Genomic DNA, 24,492 nt, shown 5'->3' on the forward strand with positions numbered 1-24,492 from the left:
CGCTGACACAGATAATGAACGTTCCTGATCGTTCGTCCAATCCCCTGCGTACCGAGCGGCGACCGTGAATTTAATAGCCGGACGGCTACCTCACGGGGTATGGAACGCGTAGACGTCGCGATCGTGGGTGGCGGTCCGGCGGGGTCCTCCGCAGCGCACGCGGCCGCCACCGGCGGCGCTGGCGCGCTCGTGCTCGAGAAGGGGGTCCCCCGGGCCGACCGGGACCGGCTCGGTCCCGACTCCACCGACGCCGCGGGCATCCTCGACTACTGGGTCGACATCATGGGGATTCACCCCGACGAGTTCGACGACGGGGTCGTTCAGCGCGAGTTGAACCGCGCGGAGTTCCGCGGTCCGGAGGAGGCGGCGACGCTCGAATCGACCGGCATCGACTCCTCGTACGACAAGTTCGGCTACACCTTCCAGCGCGCGCGCTTCGACGACTGGCTCCGCGACCGCGCCGAGGAGGCCGGCGCGGAGTACCGGGCCGGGGTGTCCGTCCGCGGCGTCGACACCGACCTCTCGGCGACGCCCGGGAGCGACGACCCCCGCCACACGCTCGAACTCGCCGACGGGGAGGCGGTCGGCGCGGACTTCGTGGTGCTCGCCGACGGGCCACAACGGACCGTCACGAACCGGGTCCTCGACGAGTACCTGCCCGCGGACGCGCAGGCCTCCGAGCGGCTGGCCTCCCGGACCGCGAACCACATCGCGTACCAGGAGTACCGGCGCGTCCCCGACGAGGTCTTCGAGGAGGTGAACGACGCCCTCGTATTCTGGTGGGGCGTGATGCCCGGCGAGACCGCCTACCCGTGGATCTTCCCGAACGCGGACGGCGTCTGCCGGGTCGGGCTCACGATGCCGATCGGGCTCGACATCGACGAGTTCGACCGCGACGCGTACGCGCTGCTCGACGGGGACGACGAGTCGATCCCCCAGGGCGGCGAGTACGTCCGCCGACTGCTGGAGTGGCAGTACGGCGACGAGTACGACATAGAGGAGGACTTCCCCGTCGTCGAGGAGGCCGGCAAGCGGAACGGGACGGAGACCTATCCGATCTCGTCGACGCGACCGATCGACTCGCCGGTCGAGGCCGGGATCGCGGTCGCCGGCGGCGCGATGGGGACGACATCCGCGTTCCACGAGGGCGGCGACCACGTGGCGGTCCGCACCGGCGCGATCGCCGGCGAGCTCGCCGCCGAGGGCGACCTGGCCGCGTACAACCGCCGCTGGAAGGAGGCGATCGGCGACGAGGTCGTCCGCAACGTGACGATGGCCGACATGGTCGCCGACTACGGGCCGGACGACTGGGACCGGATCATCGGGGCGGCCGACGCGATGCTCGCCGCCGGGACGGACGACGGCCTGCTCGCGCAGCCGTACCGCTCCGGCTGGGAGTCGGCGAAGCTGCTCCTCGGCTACAAGTGGAACAAGCGGCGCGTCAAGCGGGACTACGTCGGCATCGAGGAGAGCGAGTACGTCTACTGACGCGCCGCGTGCGCGTCGGAGCCGCCCCGTTCGGTTCGACTACCGGATCACTGGAGCCGCAAGCTCCACCGGCTCCGTCTCGATTCCCGTCACGTCGACCGGCTCGGCCTCGTGGCTCGGCCACCGCCCCGTCTTGGTGAGCCGCTCGGTCAGGTCCGCCGCGACGAGGTGCGTGTCCTCGCTTTTTGTCCCCCGAACCGTCGGGTTCCACGCGTAGCCCATCGGCCGCCGGACCGGCTCCTCGCCGTCGGGCGTCGCGATCCACTCCCGACCGGCGAACCCGGCCGCGCCGCCCTGATGGTGGTTCTCCCACTCGCCGGGGAAGCCGACCGCGTCGTACGCCTCCCGAATCGCCGCGAAGACGTCGCCCGCGGTGTCGGGACCGTCGCCGCCCGAGCCGGCGGTGAGAGTCCCGGCCGCGGCGGCCTCGGTGGCGCGGATCGCGGTCGCCTCGACCCGCGCCGCGGCGCGGTGGCGCTCCTCGAACCAGTCGGGGGCGTCGAAGGCGACGGTCCGCGTCATCGAGGCGTACAGCCCCGCTCGCTCCCCGGTGACCGACACGAGCGCGTAGTCGCCGAGTTCCGCGTCGCCCGGCGTGTAGTGGCGGTACGCCTGCGCCCGCTCCGCGCCGCCGACGAGCACGACCGGGGTGTCAACGTCGCGCGAGGCGAGCGAGATGTCGATGCCGGCCGCGACCTCGTACTCCGGGTCCTCCGGTTCGAGGTTCCGACAGACGGTCTCGACGGCGGCGGCGACCTCGCGGCCAAGCTCCCGGTAGCGCTCGACGTCGTCGTCGGTGAGCGGCTGTCTGAGCCAACTCCCGTCGACGGTCTCGAAGCCGGGCACGTCGAAGTCCGCGGCGGCGGGCGCGGGCGAGCGCTCGGCGACCGCCTCGGCGAGCGAGCCGGCGTGCCACGGGAACGACTCGACCGCGAACGCCTCCGGGAGCTCCTCGTCGGCGAGCCGCTCCGCCTCGATGGTGTCGGTGATCACGCGGAGGTCGCCGTCGTAGCCGGCGGCCGCGACGCCGGTCGTCGCGTCGGCGTCGACGACGTTGTCGCCGCCGGTGAGCCACGCGAACCCGTTGGGGCGCGCGAACCAGACCGCTTCGAGTCCGCGCTCGGCGAGGTACGCGTCGAGCCTGTCGGTGCGGGCGGAGAGGTCGACCATACCGACGGGTTCTCGCCGGGCCAGTAAAACCGGTCGGAACCGGTCGGGATCGGTCGGCGTTCGGACCACACCGGACCGGTAACGGGCGCGGAGTCGGGAACTCCGCGGATCGGGCGTCGTCACCGCGCCGTCTTCCGATCAGCTTCGCCGACGCCCCCGAAACGAAAGGTTCAATTACGTCCCACGGAAACAACGAGATGCGTCAGTAAGCCCCCTCGGGTTGGTAGTCTAGTCCGGTTATGACACCTCCTTGACATGGAGGAGGCCGGCGGTTCAAATCCGCCCCAACCCACTTTTGTCGACACCGCAACTGCGAGCGACAGCACCACATTTTCCGTATCTGGAGCGCGGAGCGATGCGAAGTTTCTTTTACGTCACCCCGGAGGATCCGGGTAGATGAGAGACCGAGGCGGTCGAGCGCCGGACGGGTCCGAATTGCCGACATCGAACCGTGACGCGGCGGATTCTCTCGCTCCGACGGCGTCGGAATCGACCGCTCCGACCGCCGACGGCGCGGCGTCGACCGGGCGACTGGTCGTCGTCTGCGGGCTGCCCGGCGTCGGCAAGACGACCGTCGCCGAGCGGATCGCCGACCACGTCGACGGCCGGATACGCCGGACCGACGTGATACGGAAGGAGCTGTTCGACGACCCCGAGTACACCGACGCGGAAACGGAGGCCGTCTACGCGGAACTCCTCGCTCGGGCGCGCGAGGACATCGCGGTCGGGGAGGCCGTCGTCCTCGACGCGACGTTCGCGGACGACCGGTTCCGGGCTGCGGCCCGCGAGGCGGCCGCCGAGACCGCGGCGGCGTTCGACCTCGTTCAAGTCGCCTGCGACGAGGAGGTCGTCGAGCGGCGGATCGAGCGGCGGGACGGGATCAGCGACGCGGACTTCGAGATCCACCTCCACTTCAAGGAGCTGTTCGACGAGGTCGCCGGCGACCACGTCGTCGTCGACAACTCCGGGACCGAGGCGGAGACGTTCGCGCAGGTCGACGCCGCGTTCGCCGAGGGGGCGACCGCCGACGGCGACGGGCGGTCTGCGGCGGTCACCGACGCGGAGTGAGGCCGCCCGGTGTGCGAACGAGTGGCGTGACGAGCGGGCGCACACGTCTCAAATCACTTATACGGGCGAACGCACAACGGGAGGTATGAGCGAAGAATCCGGGCGCAAGAATCTGCGGATGCCCAACGACGACGAAGTGTTCGCCGTGGTGACGGAGCACCTCGGCGGCAACCACGTTCAGCTGCGCTGCGCCGACGGCGTCGAGCGACTCGGCCGGATCCCCGGTCGGATGAAGTACCGCACGTGGATCAGCGAGGGCGACGTCGTGCTCGCCGAGCCGTGGGACTGGCAGGACGAGAAGGCGAACGTCGAGTGGCGGTACGAGGACGAGGACGCCGACCAGCTCCGCCGCGAAGGCCACATCCAGTAACCCGATATCTCCGGGTCGCGCCGCGCGACCGTCTACGCGCCGCACTCTCCGTCTCCCGTTCGACGTTTCCTTCCGTCCGCGGTGAATTCGTTTTCCGACGCGCGGCCGTCTCGGCGACGACTCTCTCGTCCGAGCCGCCGAAACCGACACCGTGAGAACGATCGAACACGACGGCGACGGTATGACCCCGAGAGAGCTCCGCGCGGACGTCCCGGCCCTCGGCGACGCGGCGTACTTCAACTTCGGCGCGCACGGCCCCAGCCCGGAGTACGTCGTCGAGGCCGCCGGCTCGTTCGTCGCGGACCACGAGTACGGCTCCGCGACCACCGACCCCTACGAGCGCGCCTTCGAGACCTACGAGGAAGTGCGCGAGCGGATCGCGGCGTTCGTCGGGGCCGACCCCGAGGAGATCGCCCTGACCGAGAGCACGAGCGACGGGATCGCCCGCGTCGCGGGCGCGATCGACTGGGAACCGGGCGACGTCGTCGTCCGCACCGACCTCGAACACCCGGCGGGGGTCCTCCCGTGGAAGCGGCTCGAACGCGAGGGCGTCGAGGTGCGCGTGTTAGAGACCGACGAGGGGCGCGTCGACCGCGACGCGTACGCCGAGGCGGTGACCGACGCCCGGCTGGTCTGTTTCAGCGCGATCACGTGGACGCACGGCACGCGGCTCCCGGTGAGAGAGCTCGTCGAGATCGCCGACGACGCGGGCGCGTTCACCCTCGTCGACGCGGTCCAGTCGCCCGGACAGGTGGCGATGGACGTACACGAGTGGGGGGCCGACGCGGTCGCGGCCGCCGGCCACAAGTGGACGCTCGGCCCGTGGGGGGCCGGCTTCCTCTACGTCGACCGCGACGCCGCGGCCGACCTCGCGCCGCGCGCGGTCGGCTACCGGAGCGTCGCGGACCCCGAGGGCGACGAGATCGAGTTCAAGCCCGGCGCGGGGCGCTTCGAGGTGGGAACGACGACCGCCGCGGCTCACGTCGGCCTCGTCGAGGCGCTCGACGCGATCGACGCCGTCGGGATCGACGCGATCGAGTCGCGGATCGCCGACCTCACCGACCGGCTGAAGGCGGGCGTCCCGGACGACCGACTCCTCAGCCCGGACGCGCACGAGTCCGGGCTGGTCACGGTCGACGTGGACGACCCGGAGGCGACCGTCGACCGGCTCGCCGACGAGGGCGTGATCGTCCGCTCGCTGCCGCATCCGGACGGGATCCGGGCGTCGGTTCACGCCGTCTCCACCGAGGGGGAGGTCGACCGACTCCTCGACGCGCTCGACGCGGAGTGGTGAGCGGAGTGGGGGTGCGGCGTCGCGGCGACGGGAGCGGGCGACGCTCCGCGGCGACCGGACCGACTTTCACGCTCGGCGCGCAACGTCGCACATGGGCTTCCACACGTTCGACGCCGACGGCGCGGACCGGTTGGAGCGGGCGGCGGTGCGGTACCGCTGGGTGTCCGCCGAGGAGGTCGTCGGACCGCTCGCGGGCGACGAGTTCGGCGTCCTCGCCGACCTCGGGAGCGGCACCGGGTTCTACACCGACGACGTCGCCGAGCGCGCCGAGACCGTCTACGGCGTCGACGTCCAGCCGGAGATGCACGAGTACTACCGCGAGAAGGGCGTCCCCGAGAACGTCGAACTGGTCGCGAGCGACGTCACCGACCTCCCGTTCGCGGACGGCGAACTCGACGGCGCGTTCTCGACGATGACCTACCACGAGTTCGCGAGCCCGGAGGCGCTCGCGGAGGTCGCGCGGGTGGTCAAGACCGGAGGGCCGCTCGTCGTGTTCGACTGGACGGCCGACGGCGACGGCGAGCACGGGCCGCCGGTCGACGAGCGGTTCGCCGCCGCCGACGCCGTCGCGGCGCTGGAGGCGGCGGGGTTCGAGGTCGACTCCGCGTCGACGCGCACGGAGACGTTCGGCGTCGTCGCTCGGGCACCGTAGTCGCCCGTCGAATCGGGAAACGAGCGGCTCTGCGTCCGATTCGAACGTTCGTGAAGAAATACCGTTAGGTGCGTCCGGCCCGTAGATGAGGTATGTCCGCTTGTTCTCGATCGGCGGCCGCGGTCGCAACCGCGCTCGCCCTGTTCGCGACGGTCGCCGCGCGACCGGCCGCGGCCCACGTCGACTACGTCACCGAAGAGTCCGGCGACCCGCTCGACGCGGTGACGTTCGTCGCCGACGTGCTGTCGGACCCGTTCAACGCGGCGATTTTCGCCGGGTCCGGGCTCGCCGCGCTCGTCGGACTCGCCGTCTACCTGTGGGTGCGACCCACCATCGTCGACGTGGTCGTCCTCCGCGAGACGCTCGCCGGCTACGGCGACCTCGTCCCGTGGATGCTGCGGCTCGCGGTCGGGCTCCCGCTCGTCGGCGCTGGCTTTCAGGGATACCTGTTCGCGCCGACGCTCTCGTTCGACCCCGGCGCGAGCCCGCTCCTCCGGGTGCTCTTCATCGGACTCGGCTTCTCCCTCCTCTTCGGTCTCGCGACGCGGATCGCGTCGGCGGTCGGGCTGGCGACGTACGCGTGGGTGTTCCTCGCCGTCGACTCCTCCGTCGTCCTCGCGGTGGAGTACGTCCCGGTGTTCGCGGTGCTCGCGATCCTCGGCGGCGGCCGACCGAGCGCCGACGACATGCTGTTGGAGGTCGCGAGCACGCCGGGGTCGTACTATGGGCGGATCGACCCGGTCCACCACCTGAAGACGTTCCTCGACCGGTCGGCGGCCCCCCTGCGGCGGTACGTGCCGACGGTGCTCCGGGTCGGGATGGGCGTCTCGTTCGTCTACCTCGGGCTGATCCAGAAGCTCGCCGACCCCGGCAGCGCGCTGCTCGTCGTCGAGAAGTACGACCTCACCTCGGTCGTGCCGGTCGACGCCGGGCTGTGGGTCGTCGGTGCCGGGGTGACCGAGGTCGCGGTGGGGCTGGCGCTCATCGCGGGCTTTTTCACCCGCGGCGCGGCCGCGCTCTCGTTCGTGCTGTTCACCACGACGCTGTTCGGGCTCCCCGACGACCCCGTCCTCGCGCACGTCGCGCTGTTCGGCATGGCCTCCGCGGTGTTCACGCTCGGGGCCGGCCCGGTCTCGTTCGACCGCTGGTTCGGTCGCCCCGCGCTCGGCGACGACGAGTCGGCGGTGCCGGCGGACTGACGGTCCGGTCGGCGGTTTTTAAGTCGCTCTCGCGCGGTGGGACGGGTATGCGCGTCGACCTCGGCAACGCCCTGGAGACGACCCCGGGGATCACGACGGAGACGCTGGACAGACTCGACGAGCGCGTCGCGGCCGCCCACGACCGGATCGCGGCCGGGATGGCCGACGACGAGTTCGGGTACGCGGCGCTGACCCTCCCCGAGACCGCAGATCCGGACCGGATACACGCCGCGGTCGACGGGTTCGACCGTCCCGAGGCGGTGCTGACGGTCGGCATCGGCGGGAGCGCGCTCGGCGCGGCGACGCTCGCGACGGCGCTCGAAAGCGACGTGGACGCCTACGTCCTCGACAACGTCGACCCCGACGACGCGCGGGCGCTGCTCGACGACCTCCCGCTCGCGGACACCGTCGTCAACGTGGTCTCGAAGTCGGGGACGACCGCGGAGACGCTCGCGAACTTCCTCGTCGCCCGCGAGGCGATGGCCGACGCGGGCGTCGACTGGACCGATCGCACGCTCGTCACGACGGGCGAGTCCGGGAACCTCCGCGAGCTGGCCGACCGTCACGGCCTGCCGTCGCTGCCGGTCCCCGACGGCGTCCCCGGTCGCTTCTCGGCGCTGTCGACGGTCGGACTCGCGGTCGCGGCGCTCCAGGGCCACGACGTCGAGGCCGTCCTCGCGGGCGGCCGCGACGGGATGGCGTCGCTGTCGGGGTCGCTGTACGAGTCGCCCGCCTACGCGTACGGCGCGGCGACGTACGCGCTCGCGGAGCGCGGCGCGCGCACCAACGCCGTGATGCCGTACGCCGAGTCGCTGGAGACGTTCGCGGAGTGGTTCGCGCAGCTGTGGGCCGAGAGCCTCGGGAAGGACGGGCTGGGCCAGACCCCCGCCCGGGCGCTCGGCGCGACCGACCAGCACTCCCAGCTTCAGCTGTACCGCGCCGGGCCGCCGGACAAGCTGGTGACGCTCGTGCGCCCGACCGAGCGCGCCGACGTGCCGATTCCCGAGACCGACCTCGACGGGCTGGCGTACCTCGGCGGCTCGTCGCTCGGCGGGCTGCTCGACGCGGAGTTCGAGGCGACCGAGGCGAGCCTCGCGGCGGCGGACGTGCCGAACGTGCGCGTCGAGATCGACCGGGTCGACGAGCGTTCGCTCGGGGAACTGCTCTACGGGATGGAGGCGGCCTGCGTGCTGTACGGCGAGCTCGCGAGCGTCTCGACGTTCACCCAGCCCGCGGTCGAGTGGGGGAAGAAGGCGGCCCGCGGGCTGCTCGGCGGGGGCGACTTCCCTGAGGCGGACGCCGTCACGGAGAAGCGCGAACTGCGGGTCGATTGACGCCGCCGGAACGACCGCGGCGGCGGGTAATCGACGCCGCCGGAACGACCGCGGCGGCGCGCGACCGGCTCGGCCGACCGCCCGTCGGCGGCGACGTGTCGAGACCGTCCCCTTCCGGTGCGACTAAACCGCCGCGAGTCGTACCGCCGGCGATGAGCGACGACCCCCTCGCGGCGGCGGTCGGCGAGCGGCTGACTCGCGTCGCGAGCGCGCTGTTCGCGATCGTGTTCGCGTTCCTCGTCGCGAACGCGGTCACCGTGCCGGGGACGGACCTCGCCGCCGCCGCGGGACTGGTGTCAGAGGGATCGAATGGCTACCGGCTGCTCCAGACGCTGCTCCAGTTCGCCGGGTTCGGCGTCGCGGTCGCGGGGTACCTCGCCGTCACCGACCAGTGGGACCTCGCCCGCGTCTCCCGGCCGACGCGCCGCGAGGCGGGGATCATCGTCGGCGGCGGCGTCCTCCTCTTCGGGTTCCAGTACGGGGCCCTGTTCGCGCTCGATCAGGTCGGGCTCTCGACCGGGCAGAATCAGGCGGTCGTCCCCGGCGGCGACCCGGTCACCTACTACCTCGCGATGATCGCGGTGTCGCTCGCGGTGGTCGGCCCGGTCGAGGAACTGCTCTTCCGCGGCGTCGTCCAGGGCGGGATCCGGCGCGCGTTCGACGCGGTCCCCGCGATACTCATCGCGAGCGTCGCGTTCGGGCTGATCCACCTCCCCGCGGTCTCCGGGACGATGGCCGAGCAGTGGGCGTACGTCGGCGTCGTCGTCGTGCTGGGGGCGGTCCTCGGCGCGTTCTACGAGTGGACGGACAACGTGGTGGTCCCCGGGCTGGTACACGGCATGTACAACGCGGTCACCTACGTGGTGCTGCTCTGGCAGGTCCTCTGAGACCGGAGGAGGCGGCGTCGCTCTTTCGGGGCCGCCGAGGGCGCAGTCGCTCGCCACGACGAATCCACTATACCGAAGACACGACCGCCGAAGCCCCAGCCGCCCGGCGATATGCGGTTGCTTTCGTCGCGACCGTGACTGCCGAAGCCCCAGCCGCGAAGCGGTCAGACGCTCGCTGCGCTCCTCGTCACTCGCTTCGCTCGTTCCTGCTGTGCTTACGTCGCCTCTGACCGCTTCGCGGCTGCCCCTTCGAGTCCCGCCCGGCACAGCAACCGCACCTCACGCCTCCCCAGCCTCGTTGACCGGTCTCCGCTTCGCTCCGACCGGTCGACTTCCCTCGCGCGTGCTGACTCGCGGCGCTTCGCGCCGCTCGCAGGCACGCGCCACCGCCTCGACCGCGCCTCAAAACTCCGCCTTCCCCCACCGGAGGTCGTCGTAGGTCGCCTGCTGGTCGCTGCCGAGCCGCTCCTCGAACTTCCGGCGGAGCGCCGCCTTCTCCGTGGCCGAGATCCGCGCCAGCTCGTCCGCCTTCGCGACCGGCTCGGGGGGCCCGCGCGTCGCCGCCACCTCGGCGACGACCTGCCGGGTGAGCCGCTCGCGGAGGTCCGGGTCGCGCGTGAACGCGTACGGGGCCTCCAGCTTGTACGTCACGTCGGTGCGGGGGTCGTAGACGACCATGAACGTGACCTCGTACAGCTCCGGGTCCAGCTCGCGGTCGACGCCGAGCGCGTCCCCGTCGGCGGCCATCGGGGCGTCCGCGCCGCCGCGGCTCCGGAACCACGTGGTGAAGGTGAGGTCGTCGTCGAGCCGCGCGCCGCGGTCGCCGCCCGCGTCCGTCCCCTCGGGACCCTCGCCGGGCTCGCGCCGCTCCAGCAGTCGGGTGAACAGCGCGGTGTCGTCGGGCCACGGCGACTCGACGCCGGCGCGCGCGAGCGCCCGGACCGCGGTGCCGCTCGCGGGGTTCTTCACGAACCCGGCCAGCGGCACGTCGCGGTCGACGAACCGCTCGACGAGGCGGACGTACTTCTCGATCACTCCGCGCGGCTTCGCCTCCCGGGCGAGTTCGCCGAGTTCGGGGTCGCGGTCCGCCCACGTGAACAGCTCCTTCGGGTAGATCGGACCGTCGAGGACGAGCAGGTCGTCGACCTCGTCCGCGTGGTCGAGCGCGTGGGTCCCCTCCGCGAGGTATAAGCCGAGGGCGTGGACGACCCGCTCCGCGTAGCGGTTCACCCGGGGGACGTGGAACACCCGCTGGCGGGTGTGGCCCTCGTCTCGCTTCGTCCACTCGCTGTCGAAGCCGGCGGTCGAGTCGCCGGCGTGGACGGTGGCGACGATGGTCCGGTCGCGGTGGAGGTCGAGATCCGTCGGGGAACTCGCCATCGCCGCGTGCGCGACGTCGACGACGAGGCCGTTCTTGAACGTCGTGGGGTTGATCGTGCCCGAGTCGAGCCCGTGGACCGTCTCGAACGGGCGCTCGGCGAGCGCGACGTCGTCGATGGCGGCCCGCCGGCGCTCGTGGTCGCCGAGCGCCTCGATCACGACCCGACCCTCGCGGCGGAGCTCGGGGAGCCACTCGCGCCAGACGCGCTCGGCGAGGTCGTCGTGGTCCGTCGCGTCCACGTCGCCGCCGATGCCGTACGCGAGCTGCGCGATGTTCTCGACGTGGATCGGATCGAGCGTCACGACCGTAGACCGGGACGGACCGATATAAAAGTCGTCGGCTCGGGGGCCGCGGTGCGACGAACGCCCCGGCCGAATTCGTTCGACTACCGTGGAACAACCGGCAAGAATCTTCGCCGTCCGGTGGCGGATCGAGGAGACCTGTTATCGTGCCGTCAGCTACGCTCCGTCGGCGTGACGGCAGTATCAGAGATAATACTCGGAGGCGATGTGCTTTTATTGCATACGACAATCGACGCCTATGAGAGAGACTGCGAGCGGCGTACCTTCGGAGGGATCGGGCGGGCTGGCGGAGAGCGTGCGGGAGGTGATCCGGTACATCCCGGACGGCACCTCGATGCCCGAGGAGATGTGGGCACCGCGACACCGGAACATCCTGATCGCCACCCTGGTTCAGGTCCCGTTCCTGATCGGGCTGGGGCTCTACGACGGGACGGAGTCGTTCACGGGAGCGCAGATCCCGGCGACGCCGGCGTGGATGCTCGGGGGGTTCGTCGCCATCATCCTCGCCACCGCCGCGCTGGCGAGCTGGTCGCGGCTCGGCCGCCGCCAGCGGACGGTCCTCACGGCGTTCAGCCTCATGACCGTCTCGATGGCGATGGTGAAGCTGTCCGGCGGGTACATCGAGGCGCACTTCAGCTTCTTCGTGTTTATCGGGATACTCGCGCTGTACGAGGACTGGCTCCCGTTCGCCGTCGGCGTCGGGTACGTGGCGGTCGGCCACGGGGCGTTCAGCCTCATCGACTCGAGTCTCGTCTACAACCACACCGCGGCGATCGAGAACCCGATCGTCTGGGGCGGAATCCACGCGTTCTTCGTCCTCGGGCTCGCCGGCGCGCTGATGGTCAACTGGTACTCGATCGAGAAGTCGCGGGAGGCGGCCCGCGAACAGCTCGAACTGGCGGAGCAGAAGCAGTCGGAGATCCAAGACGTCGAGGCGGCGAAGGCCGAGGTCGAGGAGCGCCGCGAGGAGGTCGAGCGCCTGAACAGCCACCTTGAGACGAAGGCGGACGACTACAGCGCGGCGATGGACCGCGCGGCCGACGGCGACCTCACGGTTCGGCTCGACACGGAGAGCGAGAGCGAGGCGATGGCGCAGATCGGCGAGGCGTTCAACGGCATGATGGACGACATCGACGAGGCGATGGGCGAGGTCCGGTCGTTCGCCCGGGACGTGTCGACCGCGAGCGAGAACACGGTCCGCGGCGTCGAGACGGCGAGCGACCGGAGCGAGACCGTCAGCCAGTCCGTCACCGAGATCGCGGAGGGCGCGGACGAGCAGCGCGAGATGCTCCGGCAGGTGTCCGACGAGATGAACGACCTCTCGGCGACGATCGAGGAGGTCGCCTCCTCGACCCAGACGGTCGTCGACGTCGCCGAACAGACCGCGGAGATCGCCGACGACGGCGAGGAGACCGCCGAGGCCGCCATCGAGCGCGTCGAGGAGTCCCGAGAGGCGCTCGACTCCGCCGCGGGGACGGTCCAGCAGCTCGACGAGCGGATGGAGGACATCGGCGAGATCGTCGACCTCATCGGCGACATCGCCGAGCAGACGAACCTGCTCGCGCTGAACGCGAACATCGAGGCCGCCCGCGCCGGCGGGAGCGGCGGCGGCAGCGACGGGTTCGCGGTCGTCGCCGACGAGGTGAAACAGCTCGCCGAAGAGACGCAGGACGCGGCCACGGAGATCGAAGAGCTGATCGGCGACACGCAGGCGCAGACGGAGGGGACGGTGACTGCGGTCCGGAGCGCCGAGGAGAACATCGCGGCGGGCGCGGAAGCGGTCGAGGACGCCGCGGACGCGTTCTCGCAGGTGTCGGACAACGCGCGGGAGACCGACGAGGGGATCCGAGAGATCAGCCGCGCCACCGACGACCAGGCCGCCAGCACGGAGGAGACGGTGTCGATGGCCGAGGAGGTCGCGGGGATCAGCCAGTCGACGGCGGAGGAGGCCGACGCGGTCGCCGAGGCCGCGGACGAGCAGCTGGCCGCGATGAACGACGCGACGGCGGAGGCCGGTTCGCTCGCCGAGCAGGCCGAGCGGCTCGGCTCGCTCATCGGCGAGTTCGACGTGTCCGGCGACGAGGTCGACCCCGGATCCGGTCCGGGAGCGACCGTCGCGGTCGGCGACGGCGGACAGCCGGAGTAAGTCCGGCGGCGGTTCGGTGCGGTTCGGTTCGGTGCGGTTCGGTGCGGGTCTTTTCCGCGGTTCAGGGCCGGTCGGCGTCCGATTCGGACCAGAGGGTTTCGAGGACCGTTAGCGCGCGCTTCACCTGCGCGCCGTCCTCGACGAACACCAGCGTCCGGGGCGGGCGCGACGCCTTCGGACGGACGCGGAGGTCGGCCTCGGTCGCGGCGGTCGCGGCCGCCTCCGGGGCGGCGAGCGCCTCGATCCGCGCGCGGTCCGGCTGGACGAACACCTCGGCGACGGGGTCGAGGAGGCCGTCCGCGTCCCTCGCGTCGCGGTCGTCTCCGTGCGCCTCGACCGCGATCCGGTACGCCAGCGCGCCGTCGGTCGTCGGCTCGACGTCCGGGTCCGCGTCGACCACCGTCAGGCCGCGGAGTCGGCTCTCGTCGCCCGTCACCTCGGAGGCGAGCAGCTGTGCGATCCGGACGCCGTCGGTGAGGCGGTCGGCGACCACTTACGCCACCTCCCGGTCGTCGACCGCGTCGTCCGCGCCGCCCGTTTCGTCCGCCTCGGCCGCCTCAGCCGCGAGTTCCTCGCGCACGTCGGCCGCGAGGCGGTCGACGGCGGCCCCCTGCTCGCGGGCGTAGAGGACCGCGGCGGCCTCGATGGTGATCGCCAGCGCGCGCTGCCGCTCGTTGATCGCGGCGACCACGCGCTGCTTCTCGACGCCGGTCGCGACGACCGCGTCGAGCGCGCTCTCGAAGGTGGACTGTTCGCGGAGCACCGACTCGTCGGGGGTGAACCCCTCCGGAACGGTCACCTCCGCGGGGTCGAACTGCGGGACGAGGTCGCCGTCCTCGGACGCGAGGAGGCCGCGTCCGAGCGCGACATCGACGAGCCGCTTCGCCTGATCGGGCGAGAACCACTCCCGCTCCAGCGACAGCGCGACGACGAACTCCCCCTGACCGAGCCGGTCCCGGGCCTCGGCCTTGAACGGGGCGGCGACGGCGACCTCCAGACTCATGTGAGACGGACGGCGCGGCGGGCGCGTAAACGTGTCGGACCCGGGGTCGCGACCGGCCGCGGGTCAGGTTGACGGGCGGGGGCGCTTCCCGTCGACACGACGGTCGACCGCGAGCGCGGCGGCAGCGCCGACGAGGACGAGCGCGGCCGCGACGCCGAACGCGAGCCCGTACCCGATCGCGGCGAGCCACCCGCCGAGGACGCTGCCGATCCCGCCGGCGAGCGCGCCGAGCGCCGCGTACGCCCCGAGCGCTTCGCCGCGGATCGCCGGCGGCGCGAGGCGCGTGACGACGACGCCGGCGGTGACCGCGATCACCGCCCACGTGAGTCCGACGGACGCGAACGCGACGCCGACGGCGACGAACCCGAGCGCGCCCGCGCCGAGCGCCGAGCCGAAGAGGGCGACCGCGGGGAACGCGACCGCGCGAGCGACCAGCCCGCCGACCTGAAGCCGCACGACGTTCCCGTCGGCCGCGAGCCGGCCGGCGGTCCCGAACGCGACCGCGGCGGCGGCGCTGTTGATCAGGTACAGCGCGAACGTGCCGCCGGAGCCGAAGCCGATCTCGGTGAGGAACGCCGGCAGCGGCGCGAAGAAGGCCGAGAAGCCGGAGAGAAACAGGAGGGCGGCGAGGAAGTACGCCGCGAGCCCGGGGGTGAAGCGGGCGGCGAGGCGGCGGGGGTCGAGCCCCCGGAAGTCGGTTCGCGAGAGCGACCCGGGGAGCGTCGCGCCGCGGACGGCGAACCGGTCGGCACGGCGGATGGCGCGGCGCACGCGGCTCCCGGAGGGGAGGGCGTCGGGACCGTCACCCCGGTCCCCGGTCGGGTCCGCCGGGAGCGTCCGGACGGCGGCGACACAGGAGAGCGCGGCGGCGACCGCGAGCGGGGCGAAGAGCGAGCGCGTGGCGACCGCCGGCGACGCGACGAGCGCGCCGCCGACGGTCCACGCGGTGCCGAGGAGCAGCCCCAGCGCCCAGCCGACCCCCTGATACCGGTTGAGGTCGGCGATCCGCTCGCTCCACGCGGCCTCCGGCGCGTCGGCCACCGCGAGCAGCGTCAGCACGGGCGTCGCGGCCGCGAAGGCGAACCAGACGACGGCGTTGGCCGCGATCACCGCGGCGATCCGGTCGGTGAGTGGCACGACGGCGACCGCGAGCGCTGTGGCGACGAGCGCGACGAGAACGAGTCCGCGGCGTCGCCCGGTGCGGTCGGCGACTCGCCCGAACCAGAGCGCCCCCGGGACGCCGACGATCGCGGCGACGGCCGCGAGGATCCCGAGGACGAACGGCCCGCCGCCGAGGTCGACGACGTACAGGGGGACGACGAGCGACGCCCCGCCGAACGCGACCGAGGCGAGCCCCCATGCGTACAGCCACCGGTCAGACATGGGCCGAACCGGTCCCCCGCGGGGCATAATCGATCCGGTCGAGGCGTGCGGTTCCGCGAACGGGCGAGACGGCCGACGGACCGGGAGGTGAGCGTCAGTCGTCGCCGCCGGGAGTCGGGGTCGCCGTCTCGTCGAGGTCACCGGCGTCGGCCGAGACCGGGTTCACGTCGATGGTGAAACCGGTCAGCGCCATGCCGAATAACACGAGCGGCGAGAAGAACGCGAACAGGAAGTACGGCGCGTACTCCACCGTCGGCACGCCGGTGGCGCTCGCCATGAAGACGGCCCCCGCGTGCCACGGGAACAGCGCGCCGGTCGGAGTCCCGGCTGCCTCGACCGCGCGGGAGAGCTGGTCGCTGTCCAGCCCGAACTCGTCGTAGGTGTTCCGGAGCGTGACGCCCGGGAGGACGATGCTCATGTACTGCTGGGCGGTGAGCGCGTTGATGAAGATCGCCGAGAGGCCGGTCCCGGCGACGAGCGCTCCGGGACTGCGCACCGCCGACGTGAAGGCGTGGGCGATCACCGCGAGGACGCCCGTGCGCTCCAAGATCCCGCCGAGCGAGAGCGCGGCGACGACGACCGTGATCGTCCACGCGGAGCCGGTGAGCCCGCCGGTCGCGAGGAGTTCGTTCACCGTCTCCGAGGCCGACTCCGGCGCGGTGCCGTACATGAACGTCTCCCACGCGGCGACGAAGCCGGCCCCCTGAAGGACGATCGTCGTGAGCGCGCCGGCGAAGACGCCGGCGACGAGGGTCGGGAGCGCGGCGTAGCCGCGCAGCGCCAGCCCGAAGGTGACGACCAGCGGGACGAAGGCGACGGCGGTGATCGCGTACGTCTCGGTGAGCCCGTTCTGGATGTCGGTGATCCGGCCCACCGGGATGGAGCCGCTGATCTGGAGCCCGACCGCGGCGAACGCGACCACGGCGAGTCCGAAGGCGATCGCGGTGCCGGTCCGCATCCGACGGATGTGCGCGTACAGGTCGGTGTTGGTGACGCCGGCCGCGAGGTTGGTGGTGTCGGAGAGCGGCGACTGCTTGTCGCCGGCGTACGCGCCCGAGAGGACGGCCCCGACCGTCATCGGGGCGGGGACGCCGAGTCCCGCCCCGATGCCGACGAAGGCGACGCCGAGCGTGCCGACCGTGGTCCACGAGGAGCCGATGGCGAACGCGACGACGGCGGCGAGGACCGCGGCCGCCGGGAGGAACGTCGTCGGCGAGAGGATCTCCAGCCCGTAGTACATCAGGCTGGGGATCGTGCCGGCGCTGACCCACGTCGCGATCAGCCCGTAGATGGTGAAGATGATGAGGATCGCCTGGAGCCCCATCACGAGTCCGTTCGCGATACCGTCGAACAGGTCGTCCCAGTCGTAGCCGAGCCACAGCCCGAACGCGCCGACGAAGGCGATGCTCCAGAGGAGCGGGGGGTGCGGGTCCAGGCCGAGGACGGCCGAGCCGATGCCGAGGAACGCCACGACGGCGAGGACCGGGACCAGCGCCGTCGCGAAGCTGGGGCGGCGGTCTGGGTCGAGGTCCTCGTACGCCGTCGGCGTGAACGAGCGTGCCATGAACGGCTATATTCCCTTGAAGCATAAGTATGACTCGGAATATGAGCGAATAGTATAACAATCGTTCATCGGTGTCTCAGTTTGGCGTCGGCCCCCGAGCCGTTCCCCCGAGACTCGGCGCGTCCGACCGTGTGCCGCCGTGTCGCGGCGGTCCGCGAACGGACGGTCTTATACGGGTCCGCGGTCAAGTCGGGGCAACATGATATTTGAGGGCCTCCCGACGACCCCCCGCTCGGAGGAACTCGTCGACAAGGCGTTCTCGCGGGCGGCTCGGGCCGGGCGCGCGAAGCGCGGCCACGAGGCGCAGGAGTCGATGCTACGGACCGCCGGCAACGTGCTCTCGGACAACTTGGAGAACGTCGTCACCTCGTGGCCCGACTTCGGCTTCGACGTCGACCCGTTTTACTACGAGCTGGCGGACGCCATCGTCGACGTCGACCGCCTCCGGCAGGCGCTCTCGCAGGTGATGTGGGCCAGCCGCCAGATCGAGGACCTCCGCGACGAGTACACGACGAAGATCCGGGACTCCGACGTCGACACCGCGCGCAAACACCGCAAGCAGGCGTTCGCCCGCATGGCGGACGTGATGGACCAGATCGGCGACGACCTGCGGTACATCGGGGACTCGCGCGACCAGCTGAAGGTGCTCCCGGACATCCGGCCCGACGAGCCGGCCATCGTCGTCGCCGGCTACCCGAACGTCGGGAAGTCCTCGTTCGTCAACCGCGTCACCCGCGCGTCGAACCAGATCGCGGAGTACCCGTTCACCACGAAGGGGATCCAGATCGGCCACTTCGAGCGGAACCACGTCCGCTACCAGATCGTCGACACGCCCGGACTCCTCGACCGCCCGGAAGACGAGCGCAACGACATCGAGCGGCAGGCGGTGAGCGCCCTCGAACACCTCGCGGACGCGGTCGTCTTCGTGATCGACCCCTCCGGCGACTGCGGCTACCCGCTCGACGTCCAGCTAGAGCTCCGCGAGGAGGTCCGCGAGCTGTTCGGCGCGGACGTGCCGCTGCTCACGGTGGCGAACAAACACGACCGCTTCGAGGCGGTCAAAGCCGAGTCCGTCGACGCGACGATGAGCGTCACGGAGAACGAGAACGTCGAGGCCGTCCTCGACATGGCCGTCGACGCGGTCGGCTACGAGCCGGACCTCCCCACCCGCGACGGGGAGTAGTCGGACAGGCTCCGCTTCCTCATCCCCTTCGTCGCGCCGTCAGCAAAAAGAGCGAGGCGACCGAACGCATCCGGTCAGGCCGGGACCGCCTCGTACACGACGTTCACGGAGACGGTCACGCTCACGTCGCCGGTTTCGACCGCGGTCGAGGCCCCGGACCCGTCCCCGCCGCCCGCCGCGGCGTTGAACGACTCGGCCACGTACGGCCGCGACCGCGACTGCGCGGTCGACACCTCGTAGACGCCGGACACCTCAAGCCCGCTCGCGTTCGCGAGCGCGCCCGCGTCGTCGTCGGCGTTCGCCATCGCCGTCCGGATCGCCTCCTCGCGGACCTCGCGCTCGCGCTCCTCGCTCAGGCCGAACTGGATCCGCTGGACCTCGTCCGCGCCCGCGTCGACCGCGACGTCGATGACCTCGCCGACGGCGTCGACGTCGTCGAGTTCGATCGCGTATCGGTGCGTGCCGTCGTACCGCGTGCGGTTGGGGTCGTCCCGGGTCTCGTAGCTCTCTCGGACGTCGTACTCGTCGGTCCGGATTGCGTCGTCGTCGAGTCCCCACTCGGTCAGCGCCGTCCGGAGCTCCTCATCGCCCGCGTCCAACTCGTCGCGGACCGCGGCGGCGTCCCCGCCCGTCGCGGTGACCGCGACGCGGAGCGTGGCGCGGTCGGGTGTCGAGGTCGCCTCGCCCGCGGCCGTCACGGTGATGCTCCGCTCCAGTTGCGCCTCGTCGCCGTCGGCCGGCGTGGCGGTCCCCGCGAACCCCGAGCAGCCGGCGAGCGCGACGAGCGCCGCGATGCCGATGAGTGCCGTCAGTCGTCTGTCCATACCGGCCGATCGACGGGGGAGACCTATAAAACGACGATGGCGCAAAGAACCGTTTTCGCTACTCGTCGCCGCGGGCGCGGTCGTCCGCCGCGTCCTCGGCGGCCTCCTCCTCGGCCGCCTCCTCGTCGGCCTCGTCGTGGTCCACCACGTACGTGTCGTCGAGGTGTGGCTGTTCGTCCTCCGGCCCGTCCTCGGCGGACGTCCCGTCGCCGCCCGCCCCGTCGGCGTCGAGCGCGTCGTCGACGGCCGCGTCCGCGCCCTCGGATCGGTCGCCGTCGGATCCCCCGGTGTGGGACTCCTCGTCGCCGCCGTTCCCGCCGTTACGGCCGTCGCGGTCGCCGCCGTCTCCGCCGTTACGGTCGCCGTCACCGCCGCCGTTCCCGCCGTCGACGACGCGGCTCTCGACGGCGCGCACGTCGGTCCCCTCCGACTCCTCCGGGTCGCGCTCGACGCCACCCGACATGTCGGTCGCGCGCCGGCCGGTGCCGAACAGCCGCTCGCGCAGCGACCGGGAGCTGGGCCGCTCGGTGAGCAGCACCGAGGCGTCGACCTCGTGGATCACGTCGAGGTGGAGCGAGTCCGAGACGAGCCGCGAGAGCAGACCCTTCTCCGTGGCCCCGATGATGACGAGGGTCTTGTCGGCGGCCGCCCGGCAGATGCCGTCCTCGACGTCGCCGCCGTCGTCGACGACGAGCTCCGCGTCGCCGAGGCCGTGTTCCTCCGCCCACGCCGCGAGGAACGCCTCGCCCCGCGCCCTGTCCGCGGGGTCGTCGACCACGTGGAGCAGCGTCACCTCGGCGTCGGCGGTGTCCGCGAGCACCCGGGCCACCTCCGCGCTCAGGTCCGAGTCCGGGCCGCCGGAGGTGGGGATGAGGATCCGCGAGGTGTCGAGGTCCTGCTCGTTGAGGATGAGGAAGTCGCAGGGGAGCTGGTTCGTCAGCTCGTCGATGGGGCGCTCGGCGCGGGCGGCGCTCCACAGCTGGTCGTCGCCCCACCCCATCAGCACCGAGTCCGGACGCGTCCGCCGAGCCATGTTGAACACCTCCTCGAACGAGCGGTGCGAGATCACCGTCGACGTGGACACCTCGACATTGTAGTCCGCCGCCGTCGACCGGAGGTTCTCCATCCCCTCGGCGGAGGCGTCCGCGATCCGCTGGCCGGCGTCGCCGGAGGACAGCGACATGCGCTCGGGCGCTTGGACGACGTGGACGATGTGGACGACGCCGTCCTCGTGGCTGCTCGCGAGCCGCGCCGCCAGCTCGACGATCGGGCCGTCGGTCCGCGGGTTCGTGATCGGCACCATGACGCGGTACCCCTCGCCCGCGAACAGCGTCGCCTCGGTGGCGTCGAGGATCGGGACGTACGACCGCCCGGCCGCCCGGCCGAACACCCACTCGGGTACGGTCAGCCGACGGCTGACGCCCTCGAAGCGCGCCTCCTCCAGCCGCTCCTCGCTCGTCTGGAAGTAGTTGACGAGCGTCACCAGGACGACGCCGCCGATGGTGTTCCCGAGCAGCACCGGGAGGACGAAGCCGACCATCCCGCTGTAGAGGCTTATCTCCGCGCCGTACAGCGGGATGCCGTACTGGAAGAACAGGTAGACGACCTCGGTGAAGGAGACGACGACGTGGAACAGGTCGCCGAGCGGGATCGCGAGGAACGCGAGGTAGACGACGAGCATCCGGCTCATCGAGTCGGTGGAGGCGAAGCCGACCCAGACGACGCCCGCGACGATGAGCCCCGCCATCGCGGCCTTGAAGAACAGCGGGACGAACGGGACGCCGAAGCCGCCCTCGGAGATGTACCGCGCCGCCTCGACGGTGTCGCCCGTGAAGACGCCGCCGTACGAGAGGACGGCCGCGCCGACCACGCCGCCGACGAAGTTGCCCGCGAGCACGATAGTCCAGTGGCGCAGCAGGGTCGGGAGGCTCGCGAGCCGTTCGAGCGTGAGCGCCACCGGCGGCAGCGTGTTCTCGGTGTACAGCTGGTAGCCGCCGATGATGATGTAGATGAACCCGAGCGGATAGAGGAGGACGCTGAGGATCGAGTGGGAGTCGGTCGCCGCGGTCAGCGACGCGTACAGCATGAACGTGATCGTGATCGCCAGCCCGGCGGCGAGACCGCTGAAAAACAGCTCGCGGCTCCCCGAGGTCACCTCCTCGTCCGCGGCCGCGATGATCCGCTGAAACACCTCGTCGGAGGAGAACCGGTCCCTGACCGCCTCGCCGACCGCCGGCGCGCCGCTCCGGGACCGCTCGACGACCTCCCGCATCGAATCGTCGTCGGGTTGCTCTGAGTCGGTCACTGCCGGAGGCCACGGAGCCCCGATAAAAAGCCCTTGCTCTTCCGTTCATCCCGGCGAGAACGACCGGACCGCGGTGCGGTCGGCAGGGGGACGGCGTTCGGCGTCGGGACCCTCCGCGGTCGCCGCGGACTCAGGCGCGCTCGACGGTCACCGTCCGGACCTCCACGGTGACCTCGCCGCCGACCGCGGCCTCGATGCGGCCGTCGAGCGCTGGCGCGATGCCCCGAACGGTGCCGCCGGGCGGCGCGCCGACCGTGACCACGACCCGGTCGGTCTCGAGCGGCGGGACCGTCCCGGTCCGCTCGACGCTCAGTTCGAGCAGTTCGAACTCCGAGTTCAGCGCCGCCAGCTCGTCGCTCGCGGCGGCCCGGATGTCGGACTCGGTGGTCGAGGCGACGTACGACTCGTAAGTGACGCCGCCGAGGAACACCGAGAGGAGCGCGATGGCGACCGCCAGCACGGCGACGCGCTTGAGGAACGCCGCGCGCGCGTCGTCCTCGCGGAACCACCGCTGCGGGCGGTACCCCTCGTACCACAGCATGACCAGCGCGGAGAGGTTGATAGAGAGGACGTTCACCGCGACGATGACGCCCGCGCCGACCACGAGCCGCGGAATCCGGAAGGCGATCCCGATCCCGACCGCGGCCGCGGGCGGGATCAGCGCCACGGCGATCATCACGCCCACGAGCGTCGCCGAGACGCCGGTCATCAGCGAGACGATGCCCGCCACCCCCGCGCCGACCGCGACGACCAAGACGAGGACGTTGGGCGCGAGCCGCTCGGACACCTCCGCGAGTTCGAGCGGGTCGAGCCCCGGCGGGACTAAGGCGAGCGAGCGCAGCGCGAACGCGAACAGCGTGGCCGCGAGGACGGCGACCACGACGCCGAGCACCTGCATCCGCACGCCGCGCCGGAACAGCGCCTCGTCGTCGACGACGGTCCCGATGGCGGCGGACATCGCCGGACCGATGAGCGGCGCGATCACCATCGACCCGACCACGGTGGCGGGCGAGTCGAGCAGCAGGCCCGCGGTAGCGATCACCGCCGAGATGACGGTCATCAGCACGTACGTGCCGAGCCCCGAGGCGAGGTCGTCCGCCTTGGCCTGAAGCTCCTCGCGGGAGATCCGGTCGCCGCCGCGTTCGGCGTCCTGCTCGTACGCGTCTTCGAGCGCCTCGAACCGCCGGGAGATGACCGTCTCGGCCGCGACGATGACGGTGTAGGTGCTCTCGTCGATCCCCGCCTCGCGGAGCCGTTCGAGGACCGGTTCGACCGCGGCCGTCGGCAGGGGGAACGTCGCGACCGCGGTGTACTCCCGTCCGCTGGTCTCGTCGGTGACGACGTAGTCGACCCCCTCGTCGTCGAGCGCGCGGACGACCGCCGCGCGCTTGCCCGCCGGAATCATGACCTGAACGAGTCGCACGGTCGCCGGTCGCGCCGGCGGCCCTTATAAGGTGGGAACGGCGCGGTCGCCGCGAGCCGCGAGAAACGGAACTTTAATGCGCGAATCGCCCGCACCTCCAGCCAAGAATGATCTCGCCGCTGGTCATCGACACGTTCCTGCTCGATTATCACCTCGGGCACGTCATACTGTTCGGGCTCGTCGTCTCGCTTCTCGGGGCCGCGCCGCTGAAGTCCCAGAAGATGTTCGCGTCGATCTTGGCCGTCTTCGGCGTCGTCTTCCTCGCGGCACCGTACACGACGATGCCGGCGACCTACGTCCTGGTCGGCATCCCGCTCATCCTGATCGGCACGCTGCTGTGGACGATGTCCAGCAGCTGAGACCGGTCTTCTTCCGAGCGTTCCCGCCCCCTTCTCCGGCGTTCCCGCCCCCTCCTCCGGCGTTCCCGCCTTCTCTCCTCCCCCGAGTTCCCGTCCCTCTCTCCCAGCGTTCCGCAGACGAGTGCGGTCGGTCGCGTCGCGGTTTCGGTTCCTGTTCGATCCCGCTTCTTTTTTTGCCCCCAGCGACACTCCCCGCCATGGTAACGGTACGGGCCCCCGCGACGAGCGCGAACCTCGGGAGCGGCTTCGACGTGTTCGGGGCCGCTCTCTCGCGGCCGGCAGATGTCGTCACGGTCGAGAAGGCGGCCGAGACGACGATCGAGGTCACGGGCGTCGGCGCGCAGTACATCCCGGAGGACCCCGAGAAGAACACCGTCGGAGCCGTCGTCAAGGCGCTCGACGCGCCGGCGCGGATCCACATCGACAAGGGCGTGCGCCCGGCGTCGGGGCTCGGCTCCTCGGCCGCGAGCGCCGCGGGCGCGGCGGTCGCGCTCAACCGGCTGTACGACCGCGGGCTCTCCCGCGAGGAACTGGTCCCGATCGCCGCGGAGGGCGAGGCGGTCGTCTCCGGGGTCGCGCACTCGGACAACGTCGCGCCGTCGATCCTCGGCGGCTTCACCGTGACGACCGCCGAGGGGACGCGGTCGGTCGACGCCGCGATCCCCCTCGTCGTCTGCCTGCCGGACGTCGCGGTCTCGACCCGGGACGCGCGCCGGGTCGTCCCCGAGACCGCCCCGATGGACGACCTCGTCGAGACGGTCGGCAACGCGGCGACGCTGGCGATCGGGATGTGCCGGTCGGACCCCGACCTCGTCGGCCTCGGCATGGACGACCCGGTGGTCACCCCCGAGCGTGCCCGCCTGATCACGGGTTACGACGAGGTTCGCGAGCGCGCCTTCGACGCCGGGGCCACGGGAGTCACCGTCAGTGGAGCCGGGCCTGCGGTGATCGCGGCCTGCCGCGACCGCGACCGCAGGGGGGTCGCCGCCGCGATGCTCGACGCCTTCGACGGGGCGGGAATCGAGGCGCGCGCCTACCAGAGTCGGATCGGCCGCGGCTCGACGATTCTGGACGAGTAGTCGGCGGACGGGGCGCGTCGGCCGACCGCGCGGAACCGGCGCGAGGTCGACCGCGCGCGACCCGCGCGATCCCGCCCG

General features: G+C 71.6%; 21 protein-coding genes and 1 tRNA gene. 13 read left to right on the forward strand and 9 right to left on the reverse strand.

Translation table 11 applies throughout. The features are described from left to right. Nucleotides 1–99 precede the first annotated feature (99 nt). On the forward strand, nt 100–1,488 hold the full coding sequence (locus tag NAF06_RS10505) for an NAD(P)/FAD-dependent oxidoreductase (protein ID WP_008583504.1): 1,389 nt from the start codon (nt 100–102) through the stop codon (nt 1,486–1,488). Between the two features lie 39 nt (nt 1,489–1,527). Here NAF06_RS10505 and NAF06_RS10510 read toward each other — a convergent pair whose 3' ends face one another. Continuing rightward, nucleotides 1,528–2,658 (reverse strand): M24 family metallopeptidase, encoded by a 1,131-nt coding sequence (locus tag NAF06_RS10510; RefSeq protein WP_008583503.1) that lies wholly within the window; start codon nt 2,656–2,658, stop codon nt 1,528–1,530. A 217-nt stretch (nt 2,659–2,875) separates the two neighbouring features. Here NAF06_RS10510 and NAF06_RS10515 point away from each other — a divergent pair. The 8 genes from NAF06_RS10515 (at nt 2,876) to NAF06_RS10550 (ending at nt 9,462) form a co-directional block, all read left to right on the forward strand. Then, a tRNA-Val gene (locus NAF06_RS10515) sits at nt 2,876–2,950 on the forward strand. Nucleotides 2,951–3,054: 104 nt separating this feature from the next. Continuing rightward, entirely contained in the window at nt 3,055–3,726 is a 672-nt protein-coding gene (locus tag NAF06_RS10520; protein WP_049908712.1) for a P-loop nucleotide/nucleoside kinase family protein, read from the forward strand. A gap of 85 nt (nt 3,727–3,811) precedes the next feature. Beyond that, nucleotides 3,812–4,096 (forward strand): translation initiation factor eIF-1A, encoded by a 285-nt coding sequence (locus tag NAF06_RS10525; protein WP_006628131.1) that lies wholly within the window; start codon nt 3,812–3,814, stop codon nt 4,094–4,096. A gap of 151 nt (nt 4,097–4,247) precedes the next feature. Then, the gene (locus NAF06_RS10530) at nt 4,248–5,390 is read left to right on the forward strand and encodes an aminotransferase class V-fold PLP-dependent enzyme (RefSeq protein WP_008583498.1); all 1,143 of its coding nucleotides are present in this window, start codon (nt 4,248–4,250) and stop codon (nt 5,388–5,390) included. Between the two features lie 91 nt (nt 5,391–5,481). Continuing rightward, nucleotides 5,482–6,042: a class I SAM-dependent methyltransferase gene (locus NAF06_RS10535; protein WP_008583496.1), complete on the forward strand. Its 561-nt coding sequence runs from the start codon at nt 5,482–5,484 to the stop codon at nt 6,040–6,042. 92 nt (nt 6,043–6,134) lie between these two features. After that, nucleotides 6,135–7,241, forward strand: a complete 1,107-nt coding sequence (locus NAF06_RS10540; protein ID WP_008583494.1) for a DoxX family protein — start codon at nt 6,135–6,137, stop codon at nt 7,239–7,241. Between the two features lie 47 nt (nt 7,242–7,288). Continuing rightward, the gene (locus NAF06_RS10545; RefSeq protein WP_008583493.1) at nt 7,289–8,575 is read left to right on the forward strand and encodes a hypothetical protein; all 1,287 of its coding nucleotides are present in this window, start codon (nt 7,289–7,291) and stop codon (nt 8,573–8,575) included. Between the two features lie 152 nt (nt 8,576–8,727). Then, on the forward strand, nt 8,728–9,462 hold the full coding sequence (locus NAF06_RS10550) for a CPBP family intramembrane glutamic endopeptidase (protein ID WP_008583491.1): 735 nt from the start codon (nt 8,728–8,730) through the stop codon (nt 9,460–9,462). A gap of 402 nt (nt 9,463–9,864) precedes the next feature. Here the strand turns inward: NAF06_RS10550 and NAF06_RS10555 are convergent, their stop codons facing one another. After that, nucleotides 9,865–11,145 (reverse strand): DNA double-strand break repair nuclease NurA, encoded by a 1,281-nt coding sequence (locus NAF06_RS10555; RefSeq protein WP_008583475.1) that lies wholly within the window; start codon nt 11,143–11,145, stop codon nt 9,865–9,867. Nucleotides 11,146–11,383: 238 nt separating this feature from the next. On the opposite strand from NAF06_RS10555, the gene NAF06_RS10560 reads away from it, so the two are divergent. After that, nucleotides 11,384–13,291: a methyl-accepting chemotaxis protein gene (locus tag NAF06_RS10560; protein WP_049908711.1), complete on the forward strand. Its 1,908-nt coding sequence runs from the start codon at nt 11,384–11,386 to the stop codon at nt 13,289–13,291. A 61-nt stretch (nt 13,292–13,352) separates the two neighbouring features. Here NAF06_RS10560 and NAF06_RS10565 read toward each other — a convergent pair whose 3' ends face one another. The 4 genes from NAF06_RS10565 to arcD form a co-directional block, all read right to left on the reverse strand. Beyond that, nucleotides 13,353–13,784: a DUF7993 family protein gene (locus tag NAF06_RS10565; protein WP_008583471.1), complete on the reverse strand. Its 432-nt coding sequence runs from the start codon at nt 13,782–13,784 to the stop codon at nt 13,353–13,355. Further along, nucleotides 13,785–14,294 carry a DUF2240 family protein gene (locus tag NAF06_RS10570; RefSeq protein WP_008583468.1) on the reverse strand — a complete coding sequence of 170 codons (510 nt, stop codon included), beginning with the start codon at nt 14,292–14,294 and terminating at the stop codon, nt 13,785–13,787. Nucleotides 14,295–14,357: 63 nt separating this feature from the next. Continuing rightward, nucleotides 14,358–15,677 (reverse strand): MFS transporter, encoded by a 1,320-nt coding sequence (locus NAF06_RS10575; protein ID WP_008583466.1) that lies wholly within the window; start codon nt 15,675–15,677, stop codon nt 14,358–14,360. Between the two features lie 94 nt (nt 15,678–15,771). Next, nucleotides 15,772–17,241 (reverse strand): arginine/ornithine antiporter ArcD, encoded by a 1,470-nt coding sequence (arcD, locus tag NAF06_RS10580; protein WP_008583464.1) that lies wholly within the window; start codon nt 17,239–17,241, stop codon nt 15,772–15,774. 199 nt (nt 17,242–17,440) lie between these two features. Between arcD and NAF06_RS10585 the strand changes: the two genes are divergently transcribed. Next, the gene (locus NAF06_RS10585; RefSeq protein WP_008583462.1) at nt 17,441–18,424 is read left to right on the forward strand and encodes an NOG1 family protein; all 984 of its coding nucleotides are present in this window, start codon (nt 17,441–17,443) and stop codon (nt 18,422–18,424) included. A 74-nt stretch (nt 18,425–18,498) separates the two neighbouring features. On the opposite strand, the gene NAF06_RS10590 is transcribed toward NAF06_RS10585, so the two are convergent. From NAF06_RS10590 to NAF06_RS10600, 3 genes are all read right to left on the reverse strand, one after another. After that, nucleotides 18,499–19,248 carry an SIMPL domain-containing protein gene (locus NAF06_RS10590; RefSeq protein WP_008583460.1) on the reverse strand — a complete coding sequence of 250 codons (750 nt, stop codon included), beginning with the start codon at nt 19,246–19,248 and terminating at the stop codon, nt 18,499–18,501. Between the two features lie 58 nt (nt 19,249–19,306). After that, entirely contained in the window at nt 19,307–21,553 is a 2,247-nt protein-coding gene (locus NAF06_RS10595; RefSeq protein WP_008583458.1) for a formate/nitrite transporter family protein, read from the reverse strand. A 130-nt stretch (nt 21,554–21,683) separates the two neighbouring features. Beyond that, a complete protein-coding gene (locus NAF06_RS10600) occupies nt 21,684–22,958 on the reverse strand; it encodes a TIGR00341 family protein (protein WP_008583456.1) in 1,275 nt (424 codons plus the stop codon). A gap of 125 nt (nt 22,959–23,083) precedes the next feature. Between NAF06_RS10600 and NAF06_RS10605 the strand changes: the two genes are divergently transcribed. Together NAF06_RS10605 and NAF06_RS10610 are read left to right on the forward strand one after the other, a co-directional pair. Then, nucleotides 23,084–23,335, forward strand: a complete 252-nt coding sequence (locus tag NAF06_RS10605; protein ID WP_008583454.1) for a DUF8006 family protein — start codon at nt 23,084–23,086, stop codon at nt 23,333–23,335. 197 nt (nt 23,336–23,532) lie between these two features. Further along, on the forward strand, nt 23,533–24,414 hold the full coding sequence (locus NAF06_RS10610) for a homoserine kinase (protein ID WP_008583452.1): 882 nt from the start codon (nt 23,533–23,535) through the stop codon (nt 24,412–24,414). Nucleotides 24,415–24,492 lie beyond the last annotated feature (78 nt).

This window comes from Halorubrum hochsteinianum (genome assembly GCF_023702125.1).
GTDB lineage: Archaea > Halobacteriota > Halobacteria > Halobacteriales > Haloferacaceae > Halorubrum > Halorubrum hochsteinianum.

Coding starts and splice junctions, on each gene's coding strand:
- NAF06_RS10505 (WP_008583504.1), top strand. CDS start 100: ATGGAACGCGTAGACGTCGCGATCGTGGGTGGCGGTCCGGCGGGGTCC.
- NAF06_RS10510 (WP_008583503.1), bottom strand. CDS start 2,658: ATGGTCGACCTCTCCGCCCGCACCGACAGGCTCGACGCGTACCTCGCC.
- NAF06_RS10520 (WP_049908712.1), top strand. CDS start 3,055: ATGAGAGACCGAGGCGGTCGAGCGCCGGACGGGTCCGAATTGCCGACA.
- NAF06_RS10525 (WP_006628131.1), top strand. CDS start 3,812: ATGAGCGAAGAATCCGGGCGCAAGAATCTGCGGATGCCCAACGACGAC.
- NAF06_RS10535 (WP_008583496.1), top strand. CDS start 5,482: ATGGGCTTCCACACGTTCGACGCCGACGGCGCGGACCGGTTGGAGCGG.
- NAF06_RS10540 (WP_008583494.1), top strand. CDS start 6,135: ATGTCCGCTTGTTCTCGATCGGCGGCCGCGGTCGCAACCGCGCTCGCC.
- NAF06_RS10545 (WP_008583493.1), top strand. CDS start 7,289: ATGCGCGTCGACCTCGGCAACGCCCTGGAGACGACCCCGGGGATCACG.
- NAF06_RS10550 (WP_008583491.1), top strand. CDS start 8,728: ATGAGCGACGACCCCCTCGCGGCGGCGGTCGGCGAGCGGCTGACTCGC.
- NAF06_RS10560 (WP_049908711.1), top strand. CDS start 11,384: ATGAGAGAGACTGCGAGCGGCGTACCTTCGGAGGGATCGGGCGGGCTG.
- NAF06_RS10570 (WP_008583468.1), bottom strand. CDS start 14,294: ATGAGTCTGGAGGTCGCCGTCGCCGCCCCGTTCAAGGCCGAGGCCCGG.
- NAF06_RS10575 (WP_008583466.1), bottom strand. CDS start 15,677: ATGTCTGACCGGTGGCTGTACGCATGGGGGCTCGCCTCGGTCGCGTTC.
- arcD (WP_008583464.1), bottom strand. CDS start 17,241: ATGGCACGCTCGTTCACGCCGACGGCGTACGAGGACCTCGACCCAGAC.
- NAF06_RS10585 (WP_008583462.1), top strand. CDS start 17,441: ATGATATTTGAGGGCCTCCCGACGACCCCCCGCTCGGAGGAACTCGTC.
- NAF06_RS10590 (WP_008583460.1), bottom strand. CDS start 19,248: ATGGACAGACGACTGACGGCACTCATCGGCATCGCGGCGCTCGTCGCG.
- NAF06_RS10600 (WP_008583456.1), bottom strand. CDS start 22,958: ATGATTCCGGCGGGCAAGCGCGCGGCGGTCGTCCGCGCGCTCGACGAC.
- NAF06_RS10605 (WP_008583454.1), top strand. CDS start 23,084: ATGATCTCGCCGCTGGTCATCGACACGTTCCTGCTCGATTATCACCTC.
- NAF06_RS10610 (WP_008583452.1), top strand. CDS start 23,533: ATGGTAACGGTACGGGCCCCCGCGACGAGCGCGAACCTCGGGAGCGGC.